The sequence below is a fragment of the Paenibacillus polysaccharolyticus genome (genome assembly GCF_023714295.1).
GTDB lineage: Bacteria > Bacillota > Bacilli > Paenibacillales > Paenibacillaceae > Paenibacillus > Paenibacillus polysaccharolyticus_A.
In genome coordinates this window covers 24455-48275 of sequence record NZ_JAMAUN010000013.1, presented here as the reverse complement: position 1 = coordinate 48275, position 23821 = coordinate 24455, and the positions used below count along the sequence as shown (strand labels likewise).

Annotated in this window: 20 protein-coding genes and 1 tRNA gene; 3 read left to right on the top strand and 18 right to left on the bottom strand. The window is 45.8% G+C overall.

The genetic code is table 11. The annotated features are described in order from the left end of the window. Positions 1-398 precede the first annotated feature (398 nt). The 7 genes from secG to M3629_RS24080 all read right to left on the bottom strand — a co-directional run bounded on the left by secG (position 399) and on the right by M3629_RS24080 (position 8249). Positions 399-632, bottom strand: a complete 234-nt coding sequence (gene secG, locus M3629_RS24110) for a preprotein translocase subunit SecG (protein WP_123066179.1) — start codon at positions 630-632, stop codon at positions 399-401. Positions 633-900: 268 nt separating this feature from the next. Next, entirely contained in the window at positions 901-2187 is a 1287-nt protein-coding gene (gene eno, locus M3629_RS24105) for a phosphopyruvate hydratase (protein WP_123066178.1), read from the bottom strand. Positions 2188-2425: 238 nt separating this feature from the next. Then, complete coding sequence (gpmI, locus tag M3629_RS24100) at positions 2426-3970, bottom strand: 2,3-bisphosphoglycerate-independent phosphoglycerate mutase (protein WP_251510955.1); 1545 nt, start codon at positions 3968-3970, stop codon at positions 2426-2428. A 1-nt stretch (position 3971) separates the two neighbouring features. Continuing rightward, positions 3972-4724, bottom strand: coding sequence for a triose-phosphate isomerase (tpiA, locus tag M3629_RS24095; RefSeq protein WP_251510954.1), 753 nt, complete (start codon positions 4722-4724; stop codon positions 3972-3974). Between the two features lie 33 nt (positions 4725-4757). After that, on the bottom strand, positions 4758-5939 hold the full coding sequence (locus M3629_RS24090; RefSeq protein WP_251510953.1) for a phosphoglycerate kinase: 1182 nt from the start codon (positions 5937-5939) through the stop codon (positions 4758-4760). A 149-nt stretch (positions 5940-6088) separates the two neighbouring features. Continuing rightward, positions 6089-7096 carry a type I glyceraldehyde-3-phosphate dehydrogenase gene (gene gap, locus M3629_RS24085; RefSeq protein WP_056695277.1) on the bottom strand — a complete coding sequence of 336 codons (1008 nt, stop codon included), beginning with the start codon at positions 7094-7096 and terminating at the stop codon, positions 6089-6091. 121 nt (positions 7097-7217) lie between these two features. Next, positions 7218-8249, bottom strand: coding sequence for a sugar-binding transcriptional regulator (locus M3629_RS24080; protein WP_154959907.1), 1032 nt, complete (start codon positions 8247-8249; stop codon positions 7218-7220). Positions 8250-8747: 498 nt separating this feature from the next. Here M3629_RS24080 and M3629_RS24075 point away from each other — a divergent pair. Beyond that, positions 8748-8822, top strand: a tRNA-Arg gene (locus M3629_RS24075). 179 nt (positions 8823-9001) lie between these two features. Further along, complete coding sequence (clpP, locus tag M3629_RS24070) at positions 9002-9598, top strand: ATP-dependent Clp endopeptidase proteolytic subunit ClpP (protein WP_090924795.1); 597 nt, start codon at positions 9002-9004, stop codon at positions 9596-9598. A 219-nt stretch (positions 9599-9817) separates the two neighbouring features. Here the strand turns inward: clpP and M3629_RS24065 are convergent, their stop codons facing one another. From M3629_RS24065 to M3629_RS24020, 10 genes are all read right to left on the bottom strand, one after another. Further along, positions 9818-10915 carry a stalk domain-containing protein gene (locus M3629_RS24065; RefSeq protein ID WP_251510951.1) on the bottom strand — a complete coding sequence of 366 codons (1098 nt, stop codon included), beginning with the start codon at positions 10913-10915 and terminating at the stop codon, positions 9818-9820. A 366-nt stretch (positions 10916-11281) separates the two neighbouring features. Beyond that, on the bottom strand, positions 11282-12034 hold the full coding sequence (locus M3629_RS24060) for an SIMPL domain-containing protein (RefSeq protein ID WP_251510950.1): 753 nt from the start codon (positions 12032-12034) through the stop codon (positions 11282-11284). A gap of 173 nt (positions 12035-12207) precedes the next feature. Beyond that, positions 12208-12477 carry an HPr family phosphocarrier protein gene (locus M3629_RS24055; protein WP_090924792.1) on the bottom strand — a complete coding sequence of 90 codons (270 nt, stop codon included), beginning with the start codon at positions 12475-12477 and terminating at the stop codon, positions 12208-12210. A gap of 221 nt (positions 12478-12698) precedes the next feature. After that, complete coding sequence (gene whiA / locus M3629_RS24050) at positions 12699-13637, bottom strand: DNA-binding protein WhiA (RefSeq protein WP_145335933.1); 939 nt, start codon at positions 13635-13637, stop codon at positions 12699-12701. Positions 13638-13643: 6 nt separating this feature from the next. After that, a complete protein-coding gene (locus M3629_RS24045) occupies positions 13644-14630 on the bottom strand; it encodes a gluconeogenesis factor YvcK family protein (RefSeq protein ID WP_251510949.1) in 987 nt (328 codons plus the stop codon). A 13-nt stretch (positions 14631-14643) separates the two neighbouring features. Then, positions 14644-15543 carry an RNase adapter RapZ gene (rapZ, locus tag M3629_RS24040; protein ID WP_090924789.1) on the bottom strand — a complete coding sequence of 300 codons (900 nt, stop codon included), beginning with the start codon at positions 15541-15543 and terminating at the stop codon, positions 14644-14646. A 52-nt stretch (positions 15544-15595) separates the two neighbouring features. After that, positions 15596-16546 carry an ROK family glucokinase gene (locus M3629_RS24035; RefSeq protein WP_251510948.1) on the bottom strand — a complete coding sequence of 317 codons (951 nt, stop codon included), beginning with the start codon at positions 16544-16546 and terminating at the stop codon, positions 15596-15598. A 411-nt stretch (positions 16547-16957) separates the two neighbouring features. After that, positions 16958-17989 (bottom strand): AI-2E family transporter, encoded by a 1032-nt coding sequence (locus M3629_RS24030; protein WP_251510947.1) that lies wholly within the window; start codon positions 17987-17989, stop codon positions 16958-16960. Positions 17990-18152: 163 nt separating this feature from the next. Next, on the bottom strand, positions 18153-19112 hold the full coding sequence (trxB, locus tag M3629_RS24025; protein WP_251510946.1) for a thioredoxin-disulfide reductase: 960 nt from the start codon (positions 19110-19112) through the stop codon (positions 18153-18155). Positions 19113-19303: 191 nt separating this feature from the next. Then, complete coding sequence (locus M3629_RS24020) at positions 19304-21052, bottom strand: tetratricopeptide repeat protein (RefSeq protein ID WP_251510945.1); 1749 nt, start codon at positions 21050-21052, stop codon at positions 19304-19306. 397 nt (positions 21053-21449) lie between these two features. Between M3629_RS24020 and M3629_RS24015 the strand changes: the two genes are divergently transcribed. Beyond that, positions 21450-21899: a hypothetical protein gene (locus tag M3629_RS24015; protein ID WP_251510943.1), complete on the top strand. Its 450-nt coding sequence runs from the start codon at positions 21450-21452 to the stop codon at positions 21897-21899. 132 nt (positions 21900-22031) lie between these two features. Here M3629_RS24015 and M3629_RS24010 read toward each other — a convergent pair whose 3' ends face one another. Continuing rightward, positions 22032-23774, bottom strand: coding sequence for a hypothetical protein (locus M3629_RS24010; protein WP_251510941.1), 1743 nt, complete (start codon positions 23772-23774; stop codon positions 22032-22034). Between the last annotated feature and the right edge of the window lie 47 nt (positions 23775-23821).

The following is a 23821-nucleotide window of genomic DNA, read 5'->3' as shown; positions in this document are numbered from 1 at the left end:
AAACGCTGCCAGTTAGCCTTTCAAATGTGCTCCTTTAAACAGTTTATGCAGTATGTGATATGCCCGACCTGATTTAAATTAGCATGTAGAAAATAAATCTCATCACAGATCTGATCTATACGTTAGAAATATCAATCACAAGAATTTTATATCTCGCCGTGGCATAACTGCCTGAAATGGGTCTCTAAAACAGTAAGGGGGAATTGAACAGAAGTTACAAGCATAATGCAGTATCCATCGATTTCAAGAAGGATTTGGTCGCAATATAGCAATATAATTGGCAAACTTTGGAGAAATAAATTTCTATTAAAAAACCTCCGTTTCTGCACGAAACGAAGGTTTATCCGTTAAGCCATTGGCTTTAGCTATTCGATTTGGTTCGACGGCTTAAATCCAAGTTACTTGGAAACCACCGTAACAACAATAGCCAGAATCATAAATCCTGCACCTAGTACCACCGTTGCACGTTGCAAGAAAAGATCCAATCCGCGCGCTTTCGTTTTACCGAAAAGATGTTCCGCACCACCGGAGATGGCACCCGCCAAACCAGCGCTTTTCCCGTGCTGCAGCAATACTACAGTGATTAGACCGATCGAGAAAACAACGAGCAGCAATTTCAAAGCAATATCCATTCTTTCCACCTCCTACCCATGTGGGCATAACATCTCACCATAAAAACAGTTACTTTAATTGTAGCACAGCAATGGTTGTACTACAAGTAGTACACGGCAAGCAATTTCAATTCAAGTCCACCATCTTACAACCCTGAATAGCTTGCCCATTAGAGTTAGGCAGGTAATAACCGGCCTTCTCATTAGATTATGCCTTTTACCTGTTTTGCATCATCAAAAAAAAAGACAAGCCGGTTACCCGGCTTGCCCGAAATGCTGTGTACGCAGCTTATTTTTTGAGGTTGTAGAATCCTTTAAGACCATTGTATTGAGCAAGCTCATCCAATTGATCTTCAATGCGAAGCAATTGGTTGTATTTTGCGATACGGTCTGTACGGGAAGGAGCACCCGTTTTGATTTGACCCGCGTTTGTTGCAACAGCGATGTCAGCGATTGTGCTGTCTTCGGACTCACCGGAACGGTGGGAGATTACAGCTGTGTATCCTGCACGTTTAGCCATTTCGATTGCATCGAATGTTTCAGTCAGGGTACCGATTTGGTTTACTTTGATCAGGATGGAGTTACCGATACCTTGCTCGATCCCTCTAGCAAGACGCTCAGTATTTGTTACGAACAAGTCGTCACCAACGAGTTGTACTTTGTCGCCCAATTTTTCAGTGAGCAATTTCCAACCATCCCAGTCATCTTCAGACATACCGTCTTCAATCGTGATGATTGGGTACTTCTCAACCCATGAAGCCAGAAGGTCAACATACTCAGCGGAAGTGTAAGATTTACCTTCACCCGCCAAAGTGTATTTACCATCTTTGTAGAACTCAGTGGAAGCAACGTCCATACCCAGGAATACATCAACACCTGGTTTGTAACCTGCTTTTTCGATTGCTTCGATAATTGTAGTGATGGCTTCTTCGTTGGAACCCAGGTTTGGTGCGAAACCACCTTCGTCACCTACAGCTGTGTTCAAACCTTTGGAGCTCAGTACGGATTTCAGGTTGTGGAAGATCTCTGCGCCTACACGAAGAGCTTCTTTGAAGCTTGGCGCGCCAACTGGCAATACCATGAACTCTTGTACGTCGATGTTATTGTCCGCGTGCTCACCACCGTTGATGATGTTCATCATTGGTACTGGCAATGCTTTCGCGTTGAATCCGCCCAGGTAAACATACAGCGGCAATTCCAGAGCATCAGCAGCAGCGCGAGCTACAGCCATGGATACTGCCAGGATTGCGTTTGCACCCAATTTACCTTTGTTTGGCGTACCATCCAAAGCGATCATCAATTTGTCGATACCCAGTTGATCCAAAGCATCCATACCGATGACTTCTGGAGCGATGATTTCATTTACATTTTTAACAGCTTGCAGAACGCCTTTACCAAGGTAACGGGATTTGTCACCATCGCGGAGCTCAACCGCTTCGTGGGCACCAGTGGATGCACCAGATGGAACGATTGCGCGTCCGATTGCGCCGGACTCCAGGTATACTTCAACTTCAACTGTAGGGTTACCGCGGGAGTCGAGGACTTCGCGAGCGTACACGTCAGAAATAATAGTCATGAGTGATAATCTCCTTTAATTTTGAATTTATTTTAATACGTTCAGAATAGGTGAGTTTCACCAAGCCACTCCGCATGCAGTACCATCTTCCGATCGCTGTTATCCCCTGATTCCTTTGAACTTATTTTCATAAGTTGGAATCATGTGATAAAGGCGAACGCTAACGCTTCTTCAGATCGGTTCTGCCCGCTTCGTTCCAGGTTCCACTCTGTCTTATTCGACAACCTATTAAAACGAATTACTTACGGGTAGCGATAACGGATGTTCCCGTCATTTCTGCCGGTTTTGGCAATTGCATCAAGTCAAGAATGGTTGGCGCGATATCAGCCAAAATTCCGCCTTCACGCAACGTTACATTTGGATCAGTCACGATAAATGGAACCGGGTTCGTTGTATGAGCTGTGAACGGACGTCCTTGCTCATCAAACACCATATCCGCGTTACCGTGGTCCGCAGTGATCAGCACCACGCCGCCTTTGGCAAGTACCGCGTCTACAACGCGACCCATGCACTCGTCCGTTACTTCAACCGCTTTGATCGTAGGCTCCAGCATGCCGGAGTGTCCAACCATGTCAGGGTTAGCAAAGTTAAGGATAATTGCGTCATGTTTATCCGCTTCAATCTCACGGACTGCTGCGTCTGCTACTTCATAAGCGCTCATCTCTGGTTGCAGGTCATACGTTGCCACCTTAGGCGAGTTGATCAGCACGCGAGTTTCGCCCGGAAGCTCTACATCACGGCCGCCGCTGAAGAAGAAGGTTACGTGCGGGTATTTCTCGGTTTCTGCAATACGGAGTTGTTTTTTGTTATTCTGCACCAGTACCTCACCCAGCGTATTGTCAAGGTTTTTTGGCTCATAAGCCACATACCCCTCAACCGTCTCGCTGAACAATGTCAGGCACACAAAGTGCAAGCCCACAGGGAACTTCGGCCCACGATCGAAACCGCGGAAATCGGAGTTCGTGAATACTTGCGACAACTGGATTGCACGGTCAGGACGGAAGTTTAGGAAGATAACGGAATCGCCGCTTTCCACCAAACCTACCGGCTCACCATCCGCTTGGACGATGACTGTTGGTTCAACAAACTCGTCAAATACGGATTTCTCATACGATTCTTCAACCGCTTTGAGTGGATCCGTGTATTTCGGTCCATCGCCATAAACGATAGCGCGGTAGGATTTCTCCACACGCTCCCAACGTTTGTCACGGTCCATGGCATAATAGCGGCCTTGTACCGTTGCGATTTTACCTACACCAACTTCATCAATTTTAGCGATTAGTTTCTGCATGAAGTCCTTACCGCTGTCCGGCATAACGTCACGGCCATCCAGGAAGGCATGAATATATACTTCGTTCATTTCTTCTTTTTTAGCCAAATCCAGCATCGCGAACAAGTGGTCGATGTGACTATGTACGCCACCATCGGACAACAAGCCATAGAGATGAAGCTTTTTACCGTTCTGTTTCGCTTCACGCACCGCTTTGACAAGGGTTTCATTGTCGTAGAACTCGCCGTCACGAATCGATTTGGAGATACGGGTCAAATCCTGATATACGATCCGGCCGGCACCAATGTTCAGGTGACCTACCTCGGAGTTCCCCATTTGGCCTTCCGGCAAACCTACAGCCTCACCGCATGCAGTCAAAGTTGTGTGTGGGAACTGGCTCATGAAACGGTCATAGTTCGGTTTTTTGGCTTGCGCTACCGCATTGCCTTCCACCGTGTTACGCAGACCGAAGCCATCCATAATGATCAGTGCTACAGGTTTTGGAGCGGTCATCTTACTTCGCCCCCTCAACAAGCGCGATGAACGAAGCCGGTTGCAAGCTGGCACCGCCAACAAGTGCGCCGTCGATGTCGCTTTGTCCGAGGTATTCTGTTACGTTTTCCGGTTTCACGCTGCCGCCGTACTGAATACGAACTGCATCTGCAACCTGCTCGTTGTACAGATCCTTCACCAATGTACGGATGTAAGCAATAACTTCATTCGCATCTTGGGATGTAGAGGATTTACCTGTACCAATCGCCCAGATTGGCTCATAAGCGATAACCACTTGTACTGCTTGCTCAGCAGTCAGACCAGCCAAAGCTGCTTCGGTTTGCACTTTGCATACGTCTTTTGTTTGATTTGCTTCGCGCTCTTCAAGCGTTTCACCGAGGCAGAAGATTGGAGTCAATCCGTGACGGAATGCTGCATGAAGCTTTTTATTGACAGTCTCATCGGTTTCCGCAAAATATTGACGGCGCTCCGAGTGACCTACAATTACGTAATCTACACCCAGTTCTTTCAGCATGATACCGCTGATTTCACCAGTGAATGCACCGTTGTCTTCGAAATGAAGATTTTGTGCGCCGATTTTGATGTTAGTACCTTTCACAGCTTCTACCAAGGATGGCAAGTTTGTAAAAGGTGCGCAGATTACTGTTTCTACGCCTGCGACTTCCGCTTTTCCTTTAACTTCCTGAATGAAGTCATTGGATTCGGAAACCGTTTTGAACATTTTCCAGTTACCCGCGATAATTGGTGTTCTCATTGGTTTCAACTCCTTCATGCTATAGCTTAAAGCTTACTTGTCGTTCAATGCAACTACGCCTGGAAGCACTTTGCCTTCCATGAACTCGAGCGATGCGCCGCCACCTGTAGAGATGTGGTCCATTTTGTCAGCCAATTTGAACTTCTCAGCAGCTGCTGCAGAGTCGCCACCACCGATTACGGTGTATGCAGATGTTGTAGCGCAAGCTTCTGCAACTGCACGAGTACCGTGGGAGAATGGCTCGATTTCGAATACGCCCATTGGTCCGTTCCATACAACCAGTTTGGAGTTTTTAACTACGTCAGCGTAGATCTCACGTGTTTTAGGACCGATGTCGATACCTTCCCAATCTGCAGGAATGTCGCCAACTTCAACGATTTTTGTGTTTGCGTTCGCACTAAAGTCGTCAGAGATTACGATATCCACTGGCAGGTAGAAGTTTTTGCCCAGTTTTTTTGCTTTTTCGATAAAGCCAAGTGCTACATCCAGTTTGGACTCATCCAGCAAGGATTGACCTACTTCGTGGCCTTGAGCCTTCATGAATGTGTAAGACAAACCACCACCGATGATTACGTTGTCTGCAATGTTGAGCAGGTTGTCGATCACATCGATTTTGTCTTTTACTTTGGAACCGCCGATGATTGCTGTGAAAGGACGCTCAGGGTTGGAGATTGCTTTGCCCAACACATCAAGCTCTTTTTCCATCAACAAACCGGACACCGCAGGAAGCAAGTGAGCGATTCCTTCCGTCGAAGCATGTGCTCTGTGAGCCGCGCCGAATGCATCGTTAACGAATACATCAGCCAGTTCAGCAAATTGTTTTGCCAGTTCCGGATCGTTTTTCTCTTCGCCTGCGTGGAAACGAACGTTCTCAAGCAACAATACGTCGCCATCGTTCAATGCCGCGACTTGAGCTTTAACCGCTTCGCCAACGGAATCATCCGCTTTAGTAACCGGTTTACCCAGCAATTCGGACAAACGCTCAGCTGCTGGCGTCAAACGCATGGATTCTACAACTTCACCTTTTGGACGTCCCATGTGGCTCGCCAAGATCACTTTTGCACCTTTTTCGATCAGGAAGTTGATCGTAGGCAGTGTTGCACGAATACGTTTGTCATCTGTAATTTTACCATCTTCGAGCGGCACATTGAAATCTACACGGACAAATACCCGTTTTCCATTCAATTCGATATCGCGTACACTTTTTTTGTTCATCTCTATTTCCTCCGCACCCATGTATTTGGTGAACCTTTCAAGAGCTGAATCCCTTGTCAGTCCTGGTGTTCATGAGAAATTAACTAAATATCCATATATAAAGAGCGGAAACAATAACAATCTGTTTCCGCTCTATGTTATTACAGATATTACTTGATCATTTTTGCAAAGTGCTCCAATGTGCGAACCAATTGAGCTGTGTAGGACATTTCGTTGTCATACCAAGCTACAGTTTTAACCAGTTGTTGGTCGCCAACAGTCAGAACTTTAGTTTGAGTTGCATCAAACAGGGAACCGAAAGTGATTCCTTGGATATCGGAAGATACGATTTCGTCTTCAGTGTATCCGAAAGTTTGTGGATCGGAAGCTTCTTTCATAACTGCGTTAACTTCTTCAGCAGTAACTTTTTTGCCCAGAACAGTTACAAGCTCAGTCAGGGAACCAGTAGCTACTGGTACACGTTGAGCTGCACCATCCAATTTGCCTTGCAGTTCAGGGATAACCAGACCGATTGCTTTAGCAGCACCAGTTGTGTTAGGAATGATGTTTTCAGCTGCTGCGCGAGCACGACGGAAGTCACCTTTAGGGTGTGGAGCATCCAATGTGTTTTGGTCGCCAGTGTAAGCGTGAATTGTAGTCATCAAACCTTGAACAATTCCGAATTTGTCTTGCAGTGTTTTTGCCATAGGTGCCAGGCAGTTTGTTGTGCAAGATGCGCCGGAGATTACAGTTTCAGTACCGTCGAGAATTTCATGGTTTACGTTGTAAACGATGGTTTTCATGTCGCCAGTAGCTGGTGCGGAGATAACAACTTTCTTAGCTCCACCTTTCAAGTGTTTCTCAGCAGCTTCTTTTGTTGTGAAGAAACCAGTACATTCCAGAACGATGTCTACACCCAGGTCTCCCCAAGGCAGTTCTTCAGGGTTACGGTTAGCAAGTACTTTAACTTCTTTGCCGTTTACTTTGAAGAAACCATCATGTACTTCAACATCGCCATCGAAGCGACCTTGAGTTGTATCATATTTGAGCAAATGAGCCAGCATTTTAGCGTCAGTCAAGTCGTTGATTGCTACAACTTCAATGCCCTCTACATTTTGAATACGGCGGAATGCCAAACGACCAATACGTCCAAAACCGTTAATACCTACTTTAATCATGAGTAAGTTCCTCCCAAGTTTTGATTAGTTTTTTATGAAACTATATATTCAAGACAGACGGTAAAGTCCGTCAAGACAACAAGAGTTGTGTTCAAAATAAAACCATTTCATCTCTGAAAAGTTAGATGGTTTCCATGTCAGCGACGATGACTTCGGCCGCAGCCTCATCAATAATCAGAATATCTTCCTGTCCGAACCGCAGTACGGAATGGATGGCAGCTGCCTTACTTTTGCCGCCCGCAATGCCAATGACTACATCGGTGCGTTCGATATCCTGAAGCCGCATGCCCAGCGTAAGCATGGTATGTACCACCTCACCCTGACCATTGAAGTAATACCCGAAGGACTCCGATACAGCTCCCTGCTCCTGAAGTTCGTCTATGATCTCCGGTGCAAGCTTGCGTCTCTTCGCCATCTCCACAGCATCACCAATGCCATGAATTACGATGCGCGATTGCCTGATCAGCTGTAAAATCTCCTGAACTCCCGGGTCCTGGATCAGCGATTCATAGGCATGGTCACTAAGCAAATCCGGTACATGCAGGAGTTTGTATTGAGCCCCTGTCCGTTTTGCCATCGTGGATGCAATCGTATTTGCCTGAATTTCTAGGCTCTCTCCCAACCCGCCACGTGCTGGTACAAACCAGACACCCTTCATTGAAGTCGGTGGTGTGAGTTGTTCTGCGACTTCGGCCGTTGTTGATCCGCCTGTTACAGCGACAACGTCGTTGTCATTCATGATACTGCTGAGAGCTTTTGCTCCAGCTCTTCCAAGCTCCCTTTTGGCGTAAGGAGATATATCCGAATCGCCAGGAACCACGACTACCTTTTGCAGACCGTAGGCTTGCTTGATTCGCTCTTCCAGCTCGGATAATCCAAACAGCTCTTTCGCGACAGGTTCTAATTGCTGCAGCAAATTATAACCCGCCTCGCTGATCTTCATCCCTGCACTGTCAATTTCGATAAGTCCCTGAGCCTTTAACAGATCGGTCTCAGCTCTCAGAACCCGCTCGGTCATCTGCATGGAATTGGCTAACGTTCTCCGCCCAATCACATCCGATAACATGATCTGGTGCAGAATCGTATAGCGTTTTTTCAAGACATCCATGAGATCGGGCAGAAGCTGCTTTTGCACTTCCAAGATCGTTCGCATGCTTTCCACTCCCGCAAGCTTCATGTTCCAAGCTTTCTGCATGGCCTTAAAATGTCCCGGGTTAACTTTTTAAGTCCCACGTTCATTCTACCTAAAACTGACGCGAGATGCAAGTGTTTCAATTGCTTATTTCGACAGGTTAGCAGGCGTTTATACGCGCCTATTTTCACAACCTTTACACATCGAGATAAGGAAATGAGGATCTCACACCATATATAGAAGAAGTCCACACATAACATCTATATCTTGCTGTGTTTCATTTTCATAGGGCATGTCCAAAACTTCTTATAGCATGTACTGAAATACAAGCTTTATCCATCCTTCTTCATCATGATCATTTCCGAAACAATTCAAACCATCTTCGGAATAACTCGGTCCATTCATGAAAGACAGCGTGGGCCCATTCATCGTAAGGAAAACCACACCATGTTCATGCAAAGCAACTGCTTGCAATTCACCAGTGCATAAGCTATAATCATTATTGCTGTCACATAATTTGCGCCCGTGGTCCAATGGATATGACGTAGGCCTCCGAAGCCTGAGATCCAAGTTCGATTCTTGGCGGGCGCGCCACTATATTTTTAACAGCTCATAATGCATTTAACCAACGAAACCGGAAAGGTTTCTTTTTTTTCAAACTTAGTTTGACTTTCTTTGACTTTTTGTTTGAGATTGTTTATGATGTGGTTAATACGGTAACAGTTTAAGTATAAACACCATTTAACATTTACATTTCCGAGGAGGTTTTTCACGTGAGTTATATTCCAATGGTCGTTGAACAGAGCAACCGGGGTGAGCGCGCCTATGATATTTATTCCAGATTGCTGAAGGATCGTATCATTTTCCTTGGCAGCGACGTGAATGACGTTGTCGCGAATGCCATCATGGCACAGATGTTGTTCCTGGCAGCGGAAGATCCGGAGAAAGACATTCACCTATACATCAACAGCCCAGGCGGGTCCATTACAGCAGGGATGGCAATCTACGATACCATGCAATTCATTAAACCGGATGTATCTACGATCTGCGTAGGTATGGCGGCTTCTATGGGTGCATTCTTGTTGAATGCCGGTGCAAAAGGCAAACGTTTTGCGTTGCCGAACAGTGAAATTATGATTCACCAACCTCTTGGTGGTGCACAAGGTCAAGCGTCGGACATCGAAATCCGTGCACGCCGCATCCTGAAAATGCGTGATACCTTGAACCGCATCATCTCCGAGCGCACAGGTCAACCTCTGGAGCGTATCGAAAAAGATACAGATCGTGACTACTTCATGAGTGCTGCTGAAGCAGCCGATTACGGTATCATCGATAAAGTAATCCAAAACGTAGGCTCCCAAGGCATCTAAGCTTTAGCTGCCTGGAGACAACGAAAATAGGCGCAGAGCGTGCATCACCTGAATATAGGTGAGCACGCCCTGCGCTTTTTAATTGCGAACAGACAAGAAGCCCCCGTCATCTTTGCTTCGACGGAGGCTTCTTGTTTATTATTTTTCACGAATGAACGATATAAGGGCTCTTAACTTGAATTTAATTTAATTTATGATTTCATCTAAGCTAAAACGAATCTACTTCTCAGAAGCTACGTTGCTGAATGGTGCGGTTCCTTTAGGCAGAATATCTTTGTAAGTGAACTTGAATTCAGGGAAGCCCTCCGCATACGCGGTGTACTCATACAACTGGAAGAATACCACTGCGCCTGTTGGCGTCACGTAGAAATCCTGATCTTTGTTAAGACCTTTGTAGCCACTCAAGTATCCCGTGTTTGCTTTCAGTTGCTCGCCAACCTTTTTGCTGATCGTTTCACGCATGGGTTTGCTGTTTGCAATCACATCATCCAGTGTCAGTTCTTTACCCGTGTCGAGTGCAAACGTGTGACCTGTACGGTAAGTCATACCGTGCGCTCCTGCATAGTCCTCATAACGTTGAGTGATCAGACCGAGCACACCGTTCTCATTGTAAGTCACCACATAAGAAGCTTCGAATGCATATGGACGATTTGCAGTTGCTCCACCGAATTCAGACGTTTGTTTTTTGAACGCCGCAACAGCGGTGTCTACTTCATCTTTGAGCACTTTGTTAATCGCCGCTTCGGCCTCTTTGCTCGCTAGTCCGCTCACTTGCGGGTACTGCACATCCACCTCAGCATTTTTAACGGTTACATTCGCTTTAGTCGATTTCACCTGTACGTTATTTTGTTTTACTTTACTCAGGGTTAATGTTTTGGTTTTGGCATCCCAGTTACCTTGTACACCCAAATAATCTCTCATTGCAGAGAACGGGATGTACAAACGACCCTGGATCAACTTTGCTTCCACTTGAGGATAAAAACCATTAATATAGACGTTTGGCTGGCCATCCATCAAACTAACAGTCATCGCATTGTTCGCTGCAGTTACGGTATATGACTTTGTTTCTGCATCATATTTCAATGTCCCACCTGCTACATCCTTAACTGCTGTCAGCGACACCCATGTAGATCCACCTTGGAGCAACCCTTTTTGCGTGAAGGTTTTTCCACCTGATTTCAACGTTACTTCAGCCGGTGCAGTTACTTTGGAAGATACGGATGCTGCTTGAACCGATTGATCCATCCACGCTGTACTTCCTCCCATAATTACACCTGCTGCCAATAATGCACTCGTCCACTTTTTCCATGTTTTCATCTATAAAACTCCTCTCTAAGATTTCATCAGGTTTAATGCGTATGTAAATAGAATTAGATTGCATAGGCCATACGCTTGCCTCTTTATTATAATTAACCCTTTTTCGGAAAGGTTTACAGCTCCAGTTACAATGTTGATGAAAATCGCACGATTTTCATCGCAGAAAATGAACGTTTTGTTACGAACAATGCTACAAAAACGACATGATTCGATTATTTCTTAGACAGGTAACACAACTACTTTCTGGCCCTCGCTTCCTTAAAGCCAGCATCCGCAACAAAAAAACACGGCCCCGAAGGACAGTGTTTTTGTCATTATTTTAAATTCTTATTATTTAATATTTTATCCCGTGAAGTGAAAAGTTCCTTACTTCATCTCATACGTGATATTCAGAACGGTGCTTACTTTGACCTGACCAGCTTCGATCTGTGTACCTGCATCTGCTTCACTCTTCGCTTGCGACATGAGCTCTGATGCATAGAACACAGGGACATTAGCATCCGGCTGGCTTACCGAAAGAACAGTACCCAGCTGACGTTTAACCGCTTTAGCGATCGCTCCTGCTTTCACATCGGCATTAGCTACTGCCTTAGCAATCACTTCGGATTCGTATTTCTCCGGATTCTCTACTGTGAAGCGTACATTTTCGATATTATTGGCCCCTGCTTGGGATGCCGCATCCAGCAGTTCACCAATCTTGTCCATATCACGATATGTTACTGTCAATGTGTGATGTGCTGTGTAACCTTTAATTTTCTGTCCATCTTTTTCACTGTACGTGTAGTTCGGTTGCACATAAAATTGACTGGTTTGAATATCATCTGCACTGATCTTCCATGTGTTTTTCAGCAAGTTAGTAACCTTTTGAATCTTGGCTGCATTTGCCTTTTGAGCCGACGCAGCAGTGTCAGCAGTACTGTTTACACCGATGGACAGATAGGCAATGTCCGGCTTCACTTGAATCTCACCTTTACCTACAACATTGATTACATTTTGCTGTACGCCTTGAACTTCAGCAGCATAAGCATAGTTTCCTGGAGCAACATAAGCCGTTCCTCCAACCAGCAACGAACTTGCCACCAACACCGCACCAAACGGTTTCATCCATTGTTTACCCATTACGAACAACCTCCTCATATGTTAACTTCTCAAACTTGAAGCAATTTGATACCTTAACAGACGGGACAAATTCCATAATGTTGCACTTGACGAACCCGTTTGTTGCAAAATTATATAAAATGCAAAAAAGCCCCTTGCGGGACTTCTTTATTTATTAATTTAGTTCGTCATGCTTATTGGTTCTCAAGCTCTTCCTTGCTAACCAGACTAACTAAAGCGTTTACAGCCTGATCGGCATCCGCGCCTTCTGCACTAATATGGATTTCCGTACCTGTGCTGATTGCAAGGCTCATGATTCCCATGATACTCTTAGCATTAACTTTTTTATCGTCCTTCTCGACGAACACTTCAGATGAGTACTTATTCGCTTCCTGAACGAACAGCGCTGCAGGTCTGGCATGGAGACCCGTTTTCAAACGGACAACTACCGGGTGCTTTGTCATAGAAACTTACCCCCTATTATGAAATCTGGACATTAAATACACAATTATATTTATACAACATTATACCATTAACCCGTGCAGGACACTAGAAGAAAAAACATGGTCCTTGGACTTAGACAAAAAGCCAATGCCCGAAGTGTCTTCTTCACCCTGCATGAGTAGTCTACAATGACCTAATAAGGTCATAACACATCTTAAACCTAAACAATTCATTTCAACCTTCAACTATAACGTTCCGCACGCACTTTCTCAGCAAGCTCATCAATCTTCCGAAGACGATGGTTCACGCCCGATTTGCTCACTGTACCTTTTAGCAGTTCGCCAACTTCCTTCAGATTGATATCGGGGTGAGCAAGCCTTACTTCGGCTACTTCACGTAGCTTATCTGGAAGAGATTCCAAACCTACTTCCTTTTGCAGTAAACGGATATTGTCGATTTGTCTGACAGCTGCTCCAATCGTTTTGTTCAGATTAGCTGTCTCACAGTTGACGATTCGGTTCACCGAGTTACGCATGTCTCGCATAATTCGCACGTCTTCAAACTTGAACAAGGCCTGGTGAGCACCGATGATGCTAAGCAACTCAATGATTTTCTCGCCTTCCTTAATGTATAGGATGAATCCTTTTTTTCTTTCTATACACCGGGCATTGAGATGAAACTCATTGGCCAGATCTACGAGCGCCTGACAATGCTCTTCATACATGGACGCAATCTCCAGATGATATGAGGAACCCTCCGGGTTATTCACTGAGCCACCTGCCAAAAACGCACCGCGAAGATACGCCCGCTTACAACAGTTCTTCTCCAGCAGCTCTTCGTTAATACCAGGTGTGAACAGGAATCCTTCGGAGACGATGTGCAGCTCCTTTAGAATCTCCTGAACCATAGACGGAACACGAACAATATACACATTGTTCTTTTTCAGCCGCATTTTTTTGCGAACCAACAATTCCGTATGCACTTGAAAATGCTTTTTAAGCAGAGAGTATGCCCTTCTTGCGATCGCAGCATTCTCTGTCGAAATATCCAAGATGACTTTTTTATTCGATAACTGCACTGCACCAAGCATACGGATGAGGGCTGAAAGTTCCGCCTGTTCGCAGCACGCTTCACTTTCAATCATCGTTAACTCTTTTTTAGTCTGTGCTGCAAATGACATGGGACTTCACCTCTTCCGTAACATCCAATTTTGAACCAGCTGGTAGATATGATGGCTGAGCTTATCGGCATCATGGCGCAGATAGGTTTTGAATAAAACTAGCGTATCTGCAACAACCTGATATCCTGAACTTTTCAGCACACTCATATCAAGAACGACCGGTTTTGCTCCTTTTTCCGCATACTTATTCTGCACTTGTAGCGGAATGTCACCATTGTTCACGATCACATAGTCAAAGAGCTGGTGACCAATATGCTCCTGCACCGCTTTAAGATGATCGCTCACAGTATAATTATCGGTCTCTCCTGGCTGTGTCATCACGTTACAGATAAACATCTTCACTGCATCCGTTTCAACGACAGCCTCTGCCAGTTTGGGGACAAGCAGATTAGGAAGGATACTCGTATATAGACTACCTGGACCAATCAGAATTGCATCCGCCTGGCGTATAGCCTCCACAGCTTCTGGCAACGGCTCCACGTGATCCGGTTCAAGGAAGACACGTTTAATACGCCCGCCTGCCTCAGGTATTTTGGACTCGCCTGTAATAATCGATCCATCCTCCATCTCAGCGTGCAGCACAACTGCTTGACCCGCTGCCGGAAGCACCTGACCCCTAACGGCAAACACGCGGCTAAGCTCCCGCACAGCGGTCACAAAGTCGCCTGATATATCCGTCATTGCAGCCAATATCAAATTGCCCAGGCTGTGGCCTGCAAGCCCCGCGCCTGTATTGAAACGATATTTTAACATGTCCGAAAGCAGTGGTTCAACATCTGCAAGCGCGGTGAGCACGTTTCGAATGTCGCCTGGAGGCGGCATTTGCAACTCACTGCGCAAGATCCCTGAACTCCCACCGTCATCAGCAACCGTAACGATCGCCGTGATATCCATCGGTTTTTCTTTTAAACCTCGTAACATCACGGATAATCCGGTTCCACCGCCCATAACAACGATTCTCGGACGTTCTCTCCGTGGTCCGGCCTCTTTCATCCCTTCACCCTCTTCAATGACGGTCCCGGTCAGCGTCGCGATGGCTTACGGTAACAGCTTCAGTCTCACTGCTTCCCAGCATTTTGCCCAAATATTCCGATATTGCTACCGAACGATGCTTGCCTCCGGTACAGCCGATTCCAATAATAACCTGGCTTTTGCCTTCCTTCCGGTATTGCGGAATCAGAAAATGCAGCATATCCAGCAGCTTGGTCAGAAACGCTTGCGTTTCAGGCCATTTCATAACATATTCGTACACTTCACTATTTTGTCCTGTATTCGGCCGCAAATGATCAATATAATGCGGATTCGGTAAAAAACGAACATCGAACACGAGATCCGCATCAATCGGAATACCGTATTTAAATCCGAAGGACGTTATATTCACTGACAACATCTGGCTCTCCAAGTGGGAGAAACGTGAGATGATGCGCTCCTTCAATTGGGCAGGTTTCATGGTGCTGGTATTCAGCACCTGAGTTGCTGAGTTTTTAAGCTCCTCCAGCATCTTACGCTCCAGCTTGATGCCATCCAGAGGCATACCTTCTGGTGCTAACGGATGTCGACGCCTGCTCTCTTTGTAACGCTGGACCAGCACAGAATCTGTCGCATCCAAAAATAAAATTTCACAATGAATCGTAAAATGATCCTTGATATAATTCAAAGACTCGGATAATGCCGTAAAGAATTCACGTCCCCTCAGATCGATGACCAGCGCTACTTTACCGATCTTGCCATTGGACTGTTCGATCAGTTCTGCGAATTTGGGAATTAAAACAGGCGGTAAATTATCCACACAGAAAAACCCCAGATCCTCCAGGCTCTGCACAGCTATCGTTTTACCCGCTCCTGACATGCCGGTAATGATAATGAGCGTGGCGCCTGTGCCTGGTGAGCCTTCACCGTCAAGCATAAATGTCCCCTCCTTATCATATTGCTGTCGGATTATCGTGTTACGAGTTTTACTACGAACGCAAGAGGAGACCTGCCGCACCTACGATACCTGCATCATTACCCAGCGTTGCTTCCAAAATCTGAACTCCCTGTTGTAGCGGTTCCGGGGTCAATTGAGCAAACACGCTGCGAATCTCATCAAACAGGAAGTCCCCCGCCTTGGATACACCACCGCCAACAATGAACAATTCCGGATTCAGTACAGCGGCTACGGTTGCCATGGATTTGCCCAAATAATAAGCTGCACGGTTTACAATCCGCAGTGCCACTTCATCGCCTGCTTTGGCCGCGTCAAATACTTCCTTGGCAGCGATTTTGTCTACCAAAGCAAGGGACGTATGATCTCCACGCTCTACAGCATCCTTCGCCATGCGAATGATACCTGTTGCGGATGATACCGTCTCTACACATCCCATTTTACCACAACCACACTTGATTGCTTCCAGATCCGGTACAACACTGATGTGACCCAGTTCCCCTGCCATGCCGGAAAACCCTTGATAGATTTTACCGTTCAGGATGAGACCGCCGCCAACGCCTGTACCGAGTGTGAAGCATACACAATTGTCTACACCCTTGCCGGCTCCAGCCCAAGCTTCACCCAGAGCAGCAACGTTCGCATCATTATCTATTTTGACAGGCTTGCCCAGACGCTCTTCCAGGACCGAACGAATGGCCACATTCCGAAATCCGATGTTAGGAGCATGAACAATAATCCCCTCGCGTACATTCGTGAAACCGGCAACTCCTGCTCCGACACCCTCAAGCTGTTCCCAGCTGTACGGTGATTCGGCAACGATATGACGGACATACTTCTCGATGTTGGCGATAACCGTGTCAACGCCCTGATCCACTTCAGTCGGTCCTTCATACGTATGCATAAGCTGACCTTGATCATCACATATACCGACCTTGATTGCTGTTCCGCCGAGATCGACCCCAACGTAGATTTTCTCAGACATGCTGCAAGCCACCTTTATCTATCTAAAATAGTTTAAGTCCTACGTACCAACTATAATTGAAGGATACGCCGGGGTCAAGACGAGAAGACCTCACGCGCAACATGCTTTGGCAGGGTTGTGAACGACATCACACACCATTTATGAATGCGTATACATCCTCATTTTAATCTATTAAAACGCCATGCTCCCTCCTCCCCTGATAGAAAGGGGAGCCTCAACTCATGATATTTCATTATCCCTCGTTCCATTCATACAAAATGACAATGGTCATCTGATAATCATAACAATGATTACTAAACCCCTGAGATACCCATCTCAAGAGCAGAGGAATGACAAAAAACGCCTTCCAGCGAAATACTGGAGGCGTTTATTCTTTTTTACCAACCATTCGGCGAACTTCTTAAAAATCAGTTAAAGCTTGGTCTCTACTCGCACAGGCTCCTCAGTCTTCTCCATCTTGTTTACATCCAGAATGTCCAGCATGAAGACAAAGATTGGAATACCAATAATCAAGCCCCAGATGCCGAGAAAATGTTGCGACAAAATTAGAACGATAAAGGTGTAAAACATCGGTAACTTGGTCTTGTGCGCCATGAGCTTCGGATTCAGGAAGTATGTTTCCAGCGCATGAATAATGATGATCATAACGATCACGATGATGGCCATCTGCAATCCGCCCATTTGATACCCGATCAGACAGAGCGGCACAAGGGAGATCATAACCCCTGCAACAGGCACCAGACTGAGCAGGAAGACCATAATTGTTAACGCGAATAGGTAAGGGTAACCTAAGATCCACAATCCGAGCATCGTCAGCACCGTATTAAATACGGCAATTAGCAGCTGCGCTTCAATGACTTTACCAAAAGAGGATACAAATTTGTCGCCCAGGTATGCCACTTCATTATAGAACCAACCGATTTTACTTGTTTTGAACTTGGACGTGAATTTATAGATTTCTTTTTTCTGCAACAGGAAGAACAAGCTCAAAATAATAACCAGCAGGATGAATTCAAGCCATTTGCTTAAGGCAAAGATGTATTTCAGTGCTTCGTTGGTATAATTTTTAATATCAAAGGACTGCAGATAACCTGCGATCTTGGAGGCAAAATTATCACCATCCGCCGTATCGAGAAACTTCATAATCTCGTTGGTTAACTGTACAACCTGATCCACAATCCGCGGTGAATATCTGGATATCCCGAGCACAATCCCGGCAATCACGATCATATACAGCAGAATGACCACAACTTTATAATTGATCGGAAAAAATCGATTCAAACCTCTTGTGATGAGATGCTGTAGCCTGTTCATGACGTAAGTCACCAGGAACAACAGCAGGATCATATGAAGCATACTCCCCATACTGAACAAAATTAAACAGAACAACAGCAGGATCAAAAAACGCCTAACTGTCGCATTCTGAAGCCACTCTTTTATCATTTCCCCCAACACCTTCACCTCACAACTAATTTACCCCTTATGTATACGAAACCATGCCCACCATCGTTTCAAAAAAGAGAAGCCCTCCGGCTTCTCTCAATTCATGAGACTTCCCGTTGTCTCTTATGCTAATTCATTCCATAACATATGGCGGTCATGCTTATTACTTATCCAATGTCTCGCTCCAGTCGTGCACAATGCTTCCCTCCAGGAACTTTTCACAGTCCATCGCCGCCATACAGCCCGATCCTGCCGCTGTGATCGCCTGACGATATTTTGTATCCTGAACATCACCACAAGCAAAGACACCTGGAATATTTGTTTCGGTTGTGCCCGGCTTAACCACAATATATCCATGCTCATCAAGCTTAATGGCATTGCCAAGGAATCCGGTATTTGGCGTGTGCCCGATGGCAACGAACACCCCATCTGCTTCGAGCAACTCTTCCTGACCGGTTTCATTGTTGCGCACCTTCAACCCTTTGACACCCATCGCTTCAGGCACAACTTCAAGCGGTGTACGGTTCAAAGCCCACTTTACCTTTTCGTTGCTGCGAGCACGATCCTGCATAATCTTAGATGCACGCAACTCATCCCGGCGGTGAACCAGTGTAACGTCCGTGGCAAAACGAGTCAAAAAGCTCGCTTCTTCCATGGCGGAATCGCCGCCGCCCACCACAACGATCTTTTTGCCGCGGAAGAAAAATCCGTCACATGTTGCACATGTACTTACTCCCCGTCCTACGTTCTCTTGCTCGCCCGGAATACCGAGATAACGAGCCGAAGCACCTGTGGAGATAATGATGGAGTCTGCTTCCAACTCGCCGATACCGCCCACACTTACTTTAAAAGGTTGCTTACTGAAATCAACCTCTTCCACCCATCCATTCTTGAATTCAGCGCCAAAACGCTCTGCTTGCTTACGCATGTTGTCCATTAACTCAGGCCCCATGATACCTTGCGGGAAACCCGGGAAATTCTCAACTTCTGTAGTCGTTGTCAACTGCCCGCCCGGCTGCAGACCTTCAATCACCAACGGATTCAGATTCGCACGAGCCAGGTATATCGCAGCTGTCAGACCCGCAGGCCCCGTTCCGATCACAATCGTTCTGTATTTAGACATATAGATACAGCCTCCTTCATCAGGTTGAGATGTGTAATGGTCGCGAATAACTTGCCAAGATGATATTTACAGGCATTTTGAGACCTATTCGTTAAGTTTACCCGTTTTCCCGGTTAATGTATCCTTCTCTTAGAGACAACCATGCTTCCAGCTTGAATTGCAACGTATTTACTGAGTCTATCCTCTGAATTTTAGCTGTTTGGCGGAGTTACACTACAGATCTGAATGAGCTGCCTCGCATATTTGCTGACGGTAGATGCAGATATGCCGTAACGTTCGGCAATACTCTGATACGTAACGGGACGGCTACGGTTTTTGGATGCCAGATACTCTAGTCCTGCAGCCCATCCTTCAATCTGTTTGGAACCAGACAGATCGGGCCGAACCCTGGAGACATAATCTGTCCAGATCCGCTCCATCTCTTGCTGTAGTTCGGCTCTCGCTTCTGACATCTGGAGCGCACGATCAACAACAGCCTGCCAATGGGGGGATGTCTCTTTTCCGAGTCGAATCCCTGTAATTTCCTTCTTACTCACCTTAGGTACGGTCTTTAACGCCTCCGCCTCCGGGGTAAGTGGTTGAGAAACTTTAGCGTTCAATTCAGGATGTTCAACCCTTTGCAGATCATGTAAAACGGCTTGCGCCGCCTTGACCAGGGCAGGCTCTTCACCAGGTTCATCAATGAACAATTGCAAGGCCTGCTGCACCTCATAATCCCCAATCATGCCAAGCGCATGAATAACCTGCAGCTTGGTTGCCTGATCTCCATGACGTAAAGCCCAGAAGAACGATGAGCGAATCAGTGGATCATTTTTCATCTCTTCCGGAATGCCATTACCGTAATCCTCCCATTGCTTGAACTGCTCGTCAAAAGGAAGATGGTAGTGATAGCTTAACTTACTCGGCTCCTGCACACCTTGAATTACCGCTTCAAGGCCGTCCAAATAATAACGAGCCACTTCAGAACCTGGGTCAAGCTTGTTCACGTGATGCCACAGCCGCTTTGCGATGTCATACCGTTCTGTGTTGAAAGCTGCTACTGCTGCGTAATGCGCCAGTGCCGGATCGGCAGCTGTCTCTTCAACCTTGAGTAAGCGGCGGAAATGGATGTAGGCTGCGTCATGCTGGCCTAAAATGCCCATCGTCGTAGCGAGCTTGTACACCTGTTCGTGCTGGAATGGCACGATCGCGCGCAGTTTTTTAATCAACAACAGCACTTGGTCTGTCCGATTCTCATTTTGATAAAAGATCGCCAGATTGCATAGTGCGTGCAAATTGCCTGGTTCTTGTTCCAGCACTTCAGCAATAGTCTCTTTCGCTTTGGAGAACAGTCCCATATAATAATAGGCGAGAGCAAGATTGTTACGGGCAGCAAGATAATCCGGATAATCGGGCGTCATACCTTCAAGCAGTTCTGCAGCTTGGGCAAACTTCCCTTCTTCCAGCAACTCACGTGCCTGATCGTGCTCCACAACCCCCTGGCGTGACTTGATTCGATTTAATTTGGCTGGCCGATCCAGCTCATAATACAAAAGCTCCATCATCTCTTCTGCTTCCGTCATGAACTGCCCCTGCGTGTCTTCCTCTAAATAGGTGACCAACGCCCGCTCGGCTTCCTCAAATTGATCCATGTTGGCATAATTGTTTGCCATATAGAAATAACATTCCGTCATCGACGGGTCAACCACATCCAGCACATGAGCCAGAATGGCATTGGAAGCTTTATAGTCTCCCTTTTCTGATAATATACCCGCCATATTACAATGATTCACCGGATTTTCCGGCTCGTACTCAACAGCTTTGCGAAAATATTTCAATGCCTTGTCGACATGATTACGGTCCAGCGAGCGGACAGCTCTTTCAAAAAAGAAAGAAGCATCCAAGTGAATCGGTATAATATTGGCAAGGTGACCCTCGGTCCGCACTAGCTTGCCCTTCATCTCGCAAGGCACCTCCTCTTTGTTTTCATTCATACTCTTCAGTATACCACATCTTTAGGCGCTCTTCGCTATATGTAGTTTCATGTCGTTTATGAAAAAAATACAAATAATTCAGATGGCATTTCATCCCGATTATGAGTGAAATACCATCGGTAAGGAGCTTCATAGATAGATAAATTCCACACCATCTATGACACTCTCCATTTAAGGGAATTTATATGGTATGAATTGTTTGTGGTAAAATAAGTTTATCTTTTTACTGTAATGCTAATTTTATATAATTTCCCAAATATATCACCTAATACATCACATTAACTCAGTTTTACACATTGAAAATCAACATAAATTGTGTCTATGACGAAAATAAGCAGAAATTATCCAAGGAGAGGGAATTCATATGAATATTACAAAGACAAATTTGCTCTTAATCATGATTATCATGTGCTTCGTTGCCTTAGTCGGATGTTCCAGAGATAATGAAAAGAAGTTAAATTTGGATGATGTGCTCGATGTACATAAATCGCAAAATTTAGAATTAGAGCCTTATGGCATTACCGGATATCCTATGAAATTAAATGATGTTATACCGGAAGTGTACTCCGTTAAGTTGCCAGGCTCAGAAGAAAACAATAATACCGAAGAATTTATCCATTTCTATATATTCAATTCAGAAAAGGATCGTTTAAAAGGGGCTAAAGAATTCAGTGGCGTTACAGGAAATATTAATTCTTCAACGTTCCCTTTCCCATACGAAAAAGAAAATATTCTCATCATTTACTGGAGTAACAGCAACGACCACCCATTAATGACGGAGGCAATTGAAACTGCGTTAGAACAACTAAATTAATAACATATAATACCATTTATTACCACAAAGAGATTCAAGAAAGCATAAACAGCGTGCACCGGATGAATATCGGTACACGCTGTTTACTTAATTCTATAAATACTTAGCTAAGAAGTTTAGTGAGATTTCTCATCATACTATTGACGGAGAAAGGGTTATATTCAGCGTTTTATTGAAGGGAGTCATGAAATTAACCAGTACAATTTTGCAATTCTCAGGCATTTTGGCTTCACGCACCGTTGCCGCCAGATGTCCCATCTCGCCTCCATCAATCTCAAGCCAATCTTCTCCGCAACTATAACGAAGCTTGCCGCCTTTCCACAGAATGCTTCCATCACTGGTTTCTATGCCATCCTCACAGCTAAGTTCTCCTTCACTTCCAAATACAAAGGATAATTGCATCATGATGTCCTGTGGTTCCTCACCAGTCAGATGCAGCGTCCAGCCACGATCTGTCTGAAGTACCTCTGCACCAACACGGAATGTCTGCTCATGTGTAAGTGTACGAGTCTGATGAGGAAGCAAATACCACGGACTGATGGATGAAGAAGCTGTGGCTGGTAGATCAGCCGAAGGAACAGGCCCGTAATAGCCTTTCTTCTGTTCCCCAGTCAATCGATATCCCTGAGGCAGACGCGTCATATTTTGCATCGGTACATATCCGGGGTTGAAGTAAGACGCTAACTGAACCGCGAGCAGACGTACCTCACCGTGGCGAAGCGCAAAAAACGGGGCTACCTCTGTCATGACAGTTACACTGGTCTCTCCATCACGGATTCGGGCAACAGGAGCACCAAAATCCGTATGCATGCGGCTGTGCGAGATTCGTCCATAATGGCCTACGTTCTCCATTTGGCTCACATAACGTTCCCGTCCAAAATGCTCATTGAGCATCACTTCATATTGACTCGGTACCTCATCCCTTGTTCCAGTAGTCTGTTGAAGCTCAGGCTCCAGCAACAATCGTACGAGCGCATTCACCGAACACACGCCTGGATCTGTCAAATCGCTGTCTGCCCAAGCAGCCATACCTGCAAAGATCGGATCTTGATCCAGTTTGGCCATAATCGCATAGGGCAAATAATATGAAGACAAGCCATGTTTACTGCCCAGATCCTGACGGCCCGAATAATCAGTCACAATTTCACCGGTAGGGTGCACGAGATATACCATCATCCGGAGGTTCAATCGTACCGGCTCCAGCAGTTCAGGGCGATTCAACAAACGTGCAGCATGAATCAGCATAATATCACTCACCGCATTGTAAATTCCGTTGCTGCGCTCCGTCCACTCCCCGTCAGGAGTAATATCAATCCCTTCAGCTAGCCATTGCTCCGCACGTTGCACCGCTTCCTCTATACCAAAGATCTCATGCAGAAAACCAAGTGCGGCACACAACACCCAGCGATGATTTGGTGTGTGACAGCCTCCCGTTAACATGACTGGAATCGTCCGTTCCAGGAACAATCGCATATTATCCAATACAGGCTTCAGTGGCGCCCAATCCTGTTGGTTCAAAAGTTGATATAACTGCGAATATCCTACGACAACAAAAGCAGTGTCTGGCGGGGAGTGATAGTTTGTCCAGCCAGGTGATATCGATCCATCACTGTGTTGATGACGTAATACAAACTCACTCGCTAGCCGAAGTCTCTCTAACAGAGTCTCGTCACGATAATACGTTGAGTCTGGATTAGAGAGAGCAGCTCCCCAAAAACACATATCTGTAGGTGTTCCCGTCGTATGGTTAACCCAAGCCACACCAGAAAAAGGATCAATTGTTCCACCGTAGTAACGACTTTCCGAATCAAGCACCTGCCGCTCTATACCTCGTTCAGTAGCTCTGTCATTGCTTTCTACCATTTGTCTATACATCTACATTCCCCCTCCATCCCATCCATTCAATAACGTCAATCCATACA

Coding starts and splice junctions, on each gene's coding strand:
- M3629_RS24090 (WP_251510953.1), bottom strand. CDS start 5,939: ATGAACAAAAAAAGTGTACGCGATATCGAATTGAATGGAAAACGGGTA.
- M3629_RS24080 (WP_154959907.1), bottom strand. CDS start 8,249: ATGCGAACGATCTTGGAAGTGCAAAAGCAGCTTCTGCCCGATCTCATG.
- whiA (WP_145335933.1), bottom strand. CDS start 13,637: ATGTCATTTGCAGCACAGACTAAAAAAGAGTTAACGATGATTGAAAGT.
- M3629_RS24010 (WP_251510941.1), bottom strand. CDS start 23,774: ATGTATAGACAAATGGTAGAAAGCAATGACAGAGCTACTGAACGAGGT.
- M3629_RS24035 (WP_251510948.1), bottom strand. CDS start 16,546: ATGTCTGAGAAAATCTACGTTGGGGTCGATCTCGGCGGAACAGCAATC.
- gpmI (WP_251510955.1), bottom strand. CDS start 3,970: ATGACCGCTCCAAAACCTGTAGCACTGATCATTATGGATGGCTTCGGT.
- M3629_RS24065 (WP_251510951.1), bottom strand. CDS start 10,915: ATGAAAACATGGAAAAAGTGGACGAGTGCATTATTGGCAGCAGGTGTA.
- M3629_RS24030 (WP_251510947.1), bottom strand. CDS start 17,989: ATGATAAAAGAGTGGCTTCAGAATGCGACAGTTAGGCGTTTTTTGATC.
- M3629_RS24045 (WP_251510949.1), bottom strand. CDS start 14,630: ATGAAAGAGGCCGGACCACGGAGAGAACGTCCGAGAATCGTTGTTATG.
- M3629_RS24015 (WP_251510943.1), top strand. CDS start 21,450: ATGAATATTACAAAGACAAATTTGCTCTTAATCATGATTATCATGTGC.
- secG (WP_123066179.1), bottom strand. CDS start 632: ATGGATATTGCTTTGAAATTGCTGCTCGTTGTTTTCTCGATCGGTCTA.
- M3629_RS24020 (WP_251510945.1), bottom strand. CDS start 21,052: ATGAAGGGCAAGCTAGTGCGGACCGAGGGTCACCTTGCCAATATTATA.
- M3629_RS24060 (WP_251510950.1), bottom strand. CDS start 12,034: ATGGGTAAACAATGGATGAAACCGTTTGGTGCGGTGTTGGTGGCAAGT.
- eno (WP_123066178.1), bottom strand. CDS start 2,187: ATGACTATTATTTCTGACGTGTACGCTCGCGAAGTCCTCGACTCCCGC.
- trxB (WP_251510946.1), bottom strand. CDS start 19,112: ATGTCTAAATACAGAACGATTGTGATCGGAACGGGGCCTGCGGGTCTG.
- M3629_RS24055 (WP_090924792.1), bottom strand. CDS start 12,477: ATGACAAAGCACCCGGTAGTTGTCCGTTTGAAAACGGGTCTCCATGCC.
- rapZ (WP_090924789.1), bottom strand. CDS start 15,543: ATGCTTGACGGTGAAGGCTCACCAGGCACAGGCGCCACGCTCATTATC.
- gap (WP_056695277.1), bottom strand. CDS start 7,096: ATGATTAAAGTAGGTATTAACGGTTTTGGACGTATTGGTCGTTTGGCA.
- tpiA (WP_251510954.1), bottom strand. CDS start 4,724: ATGAGAACACCAATTATCGCGGGTAACTGGAAAATGTTCAAAACGGTT.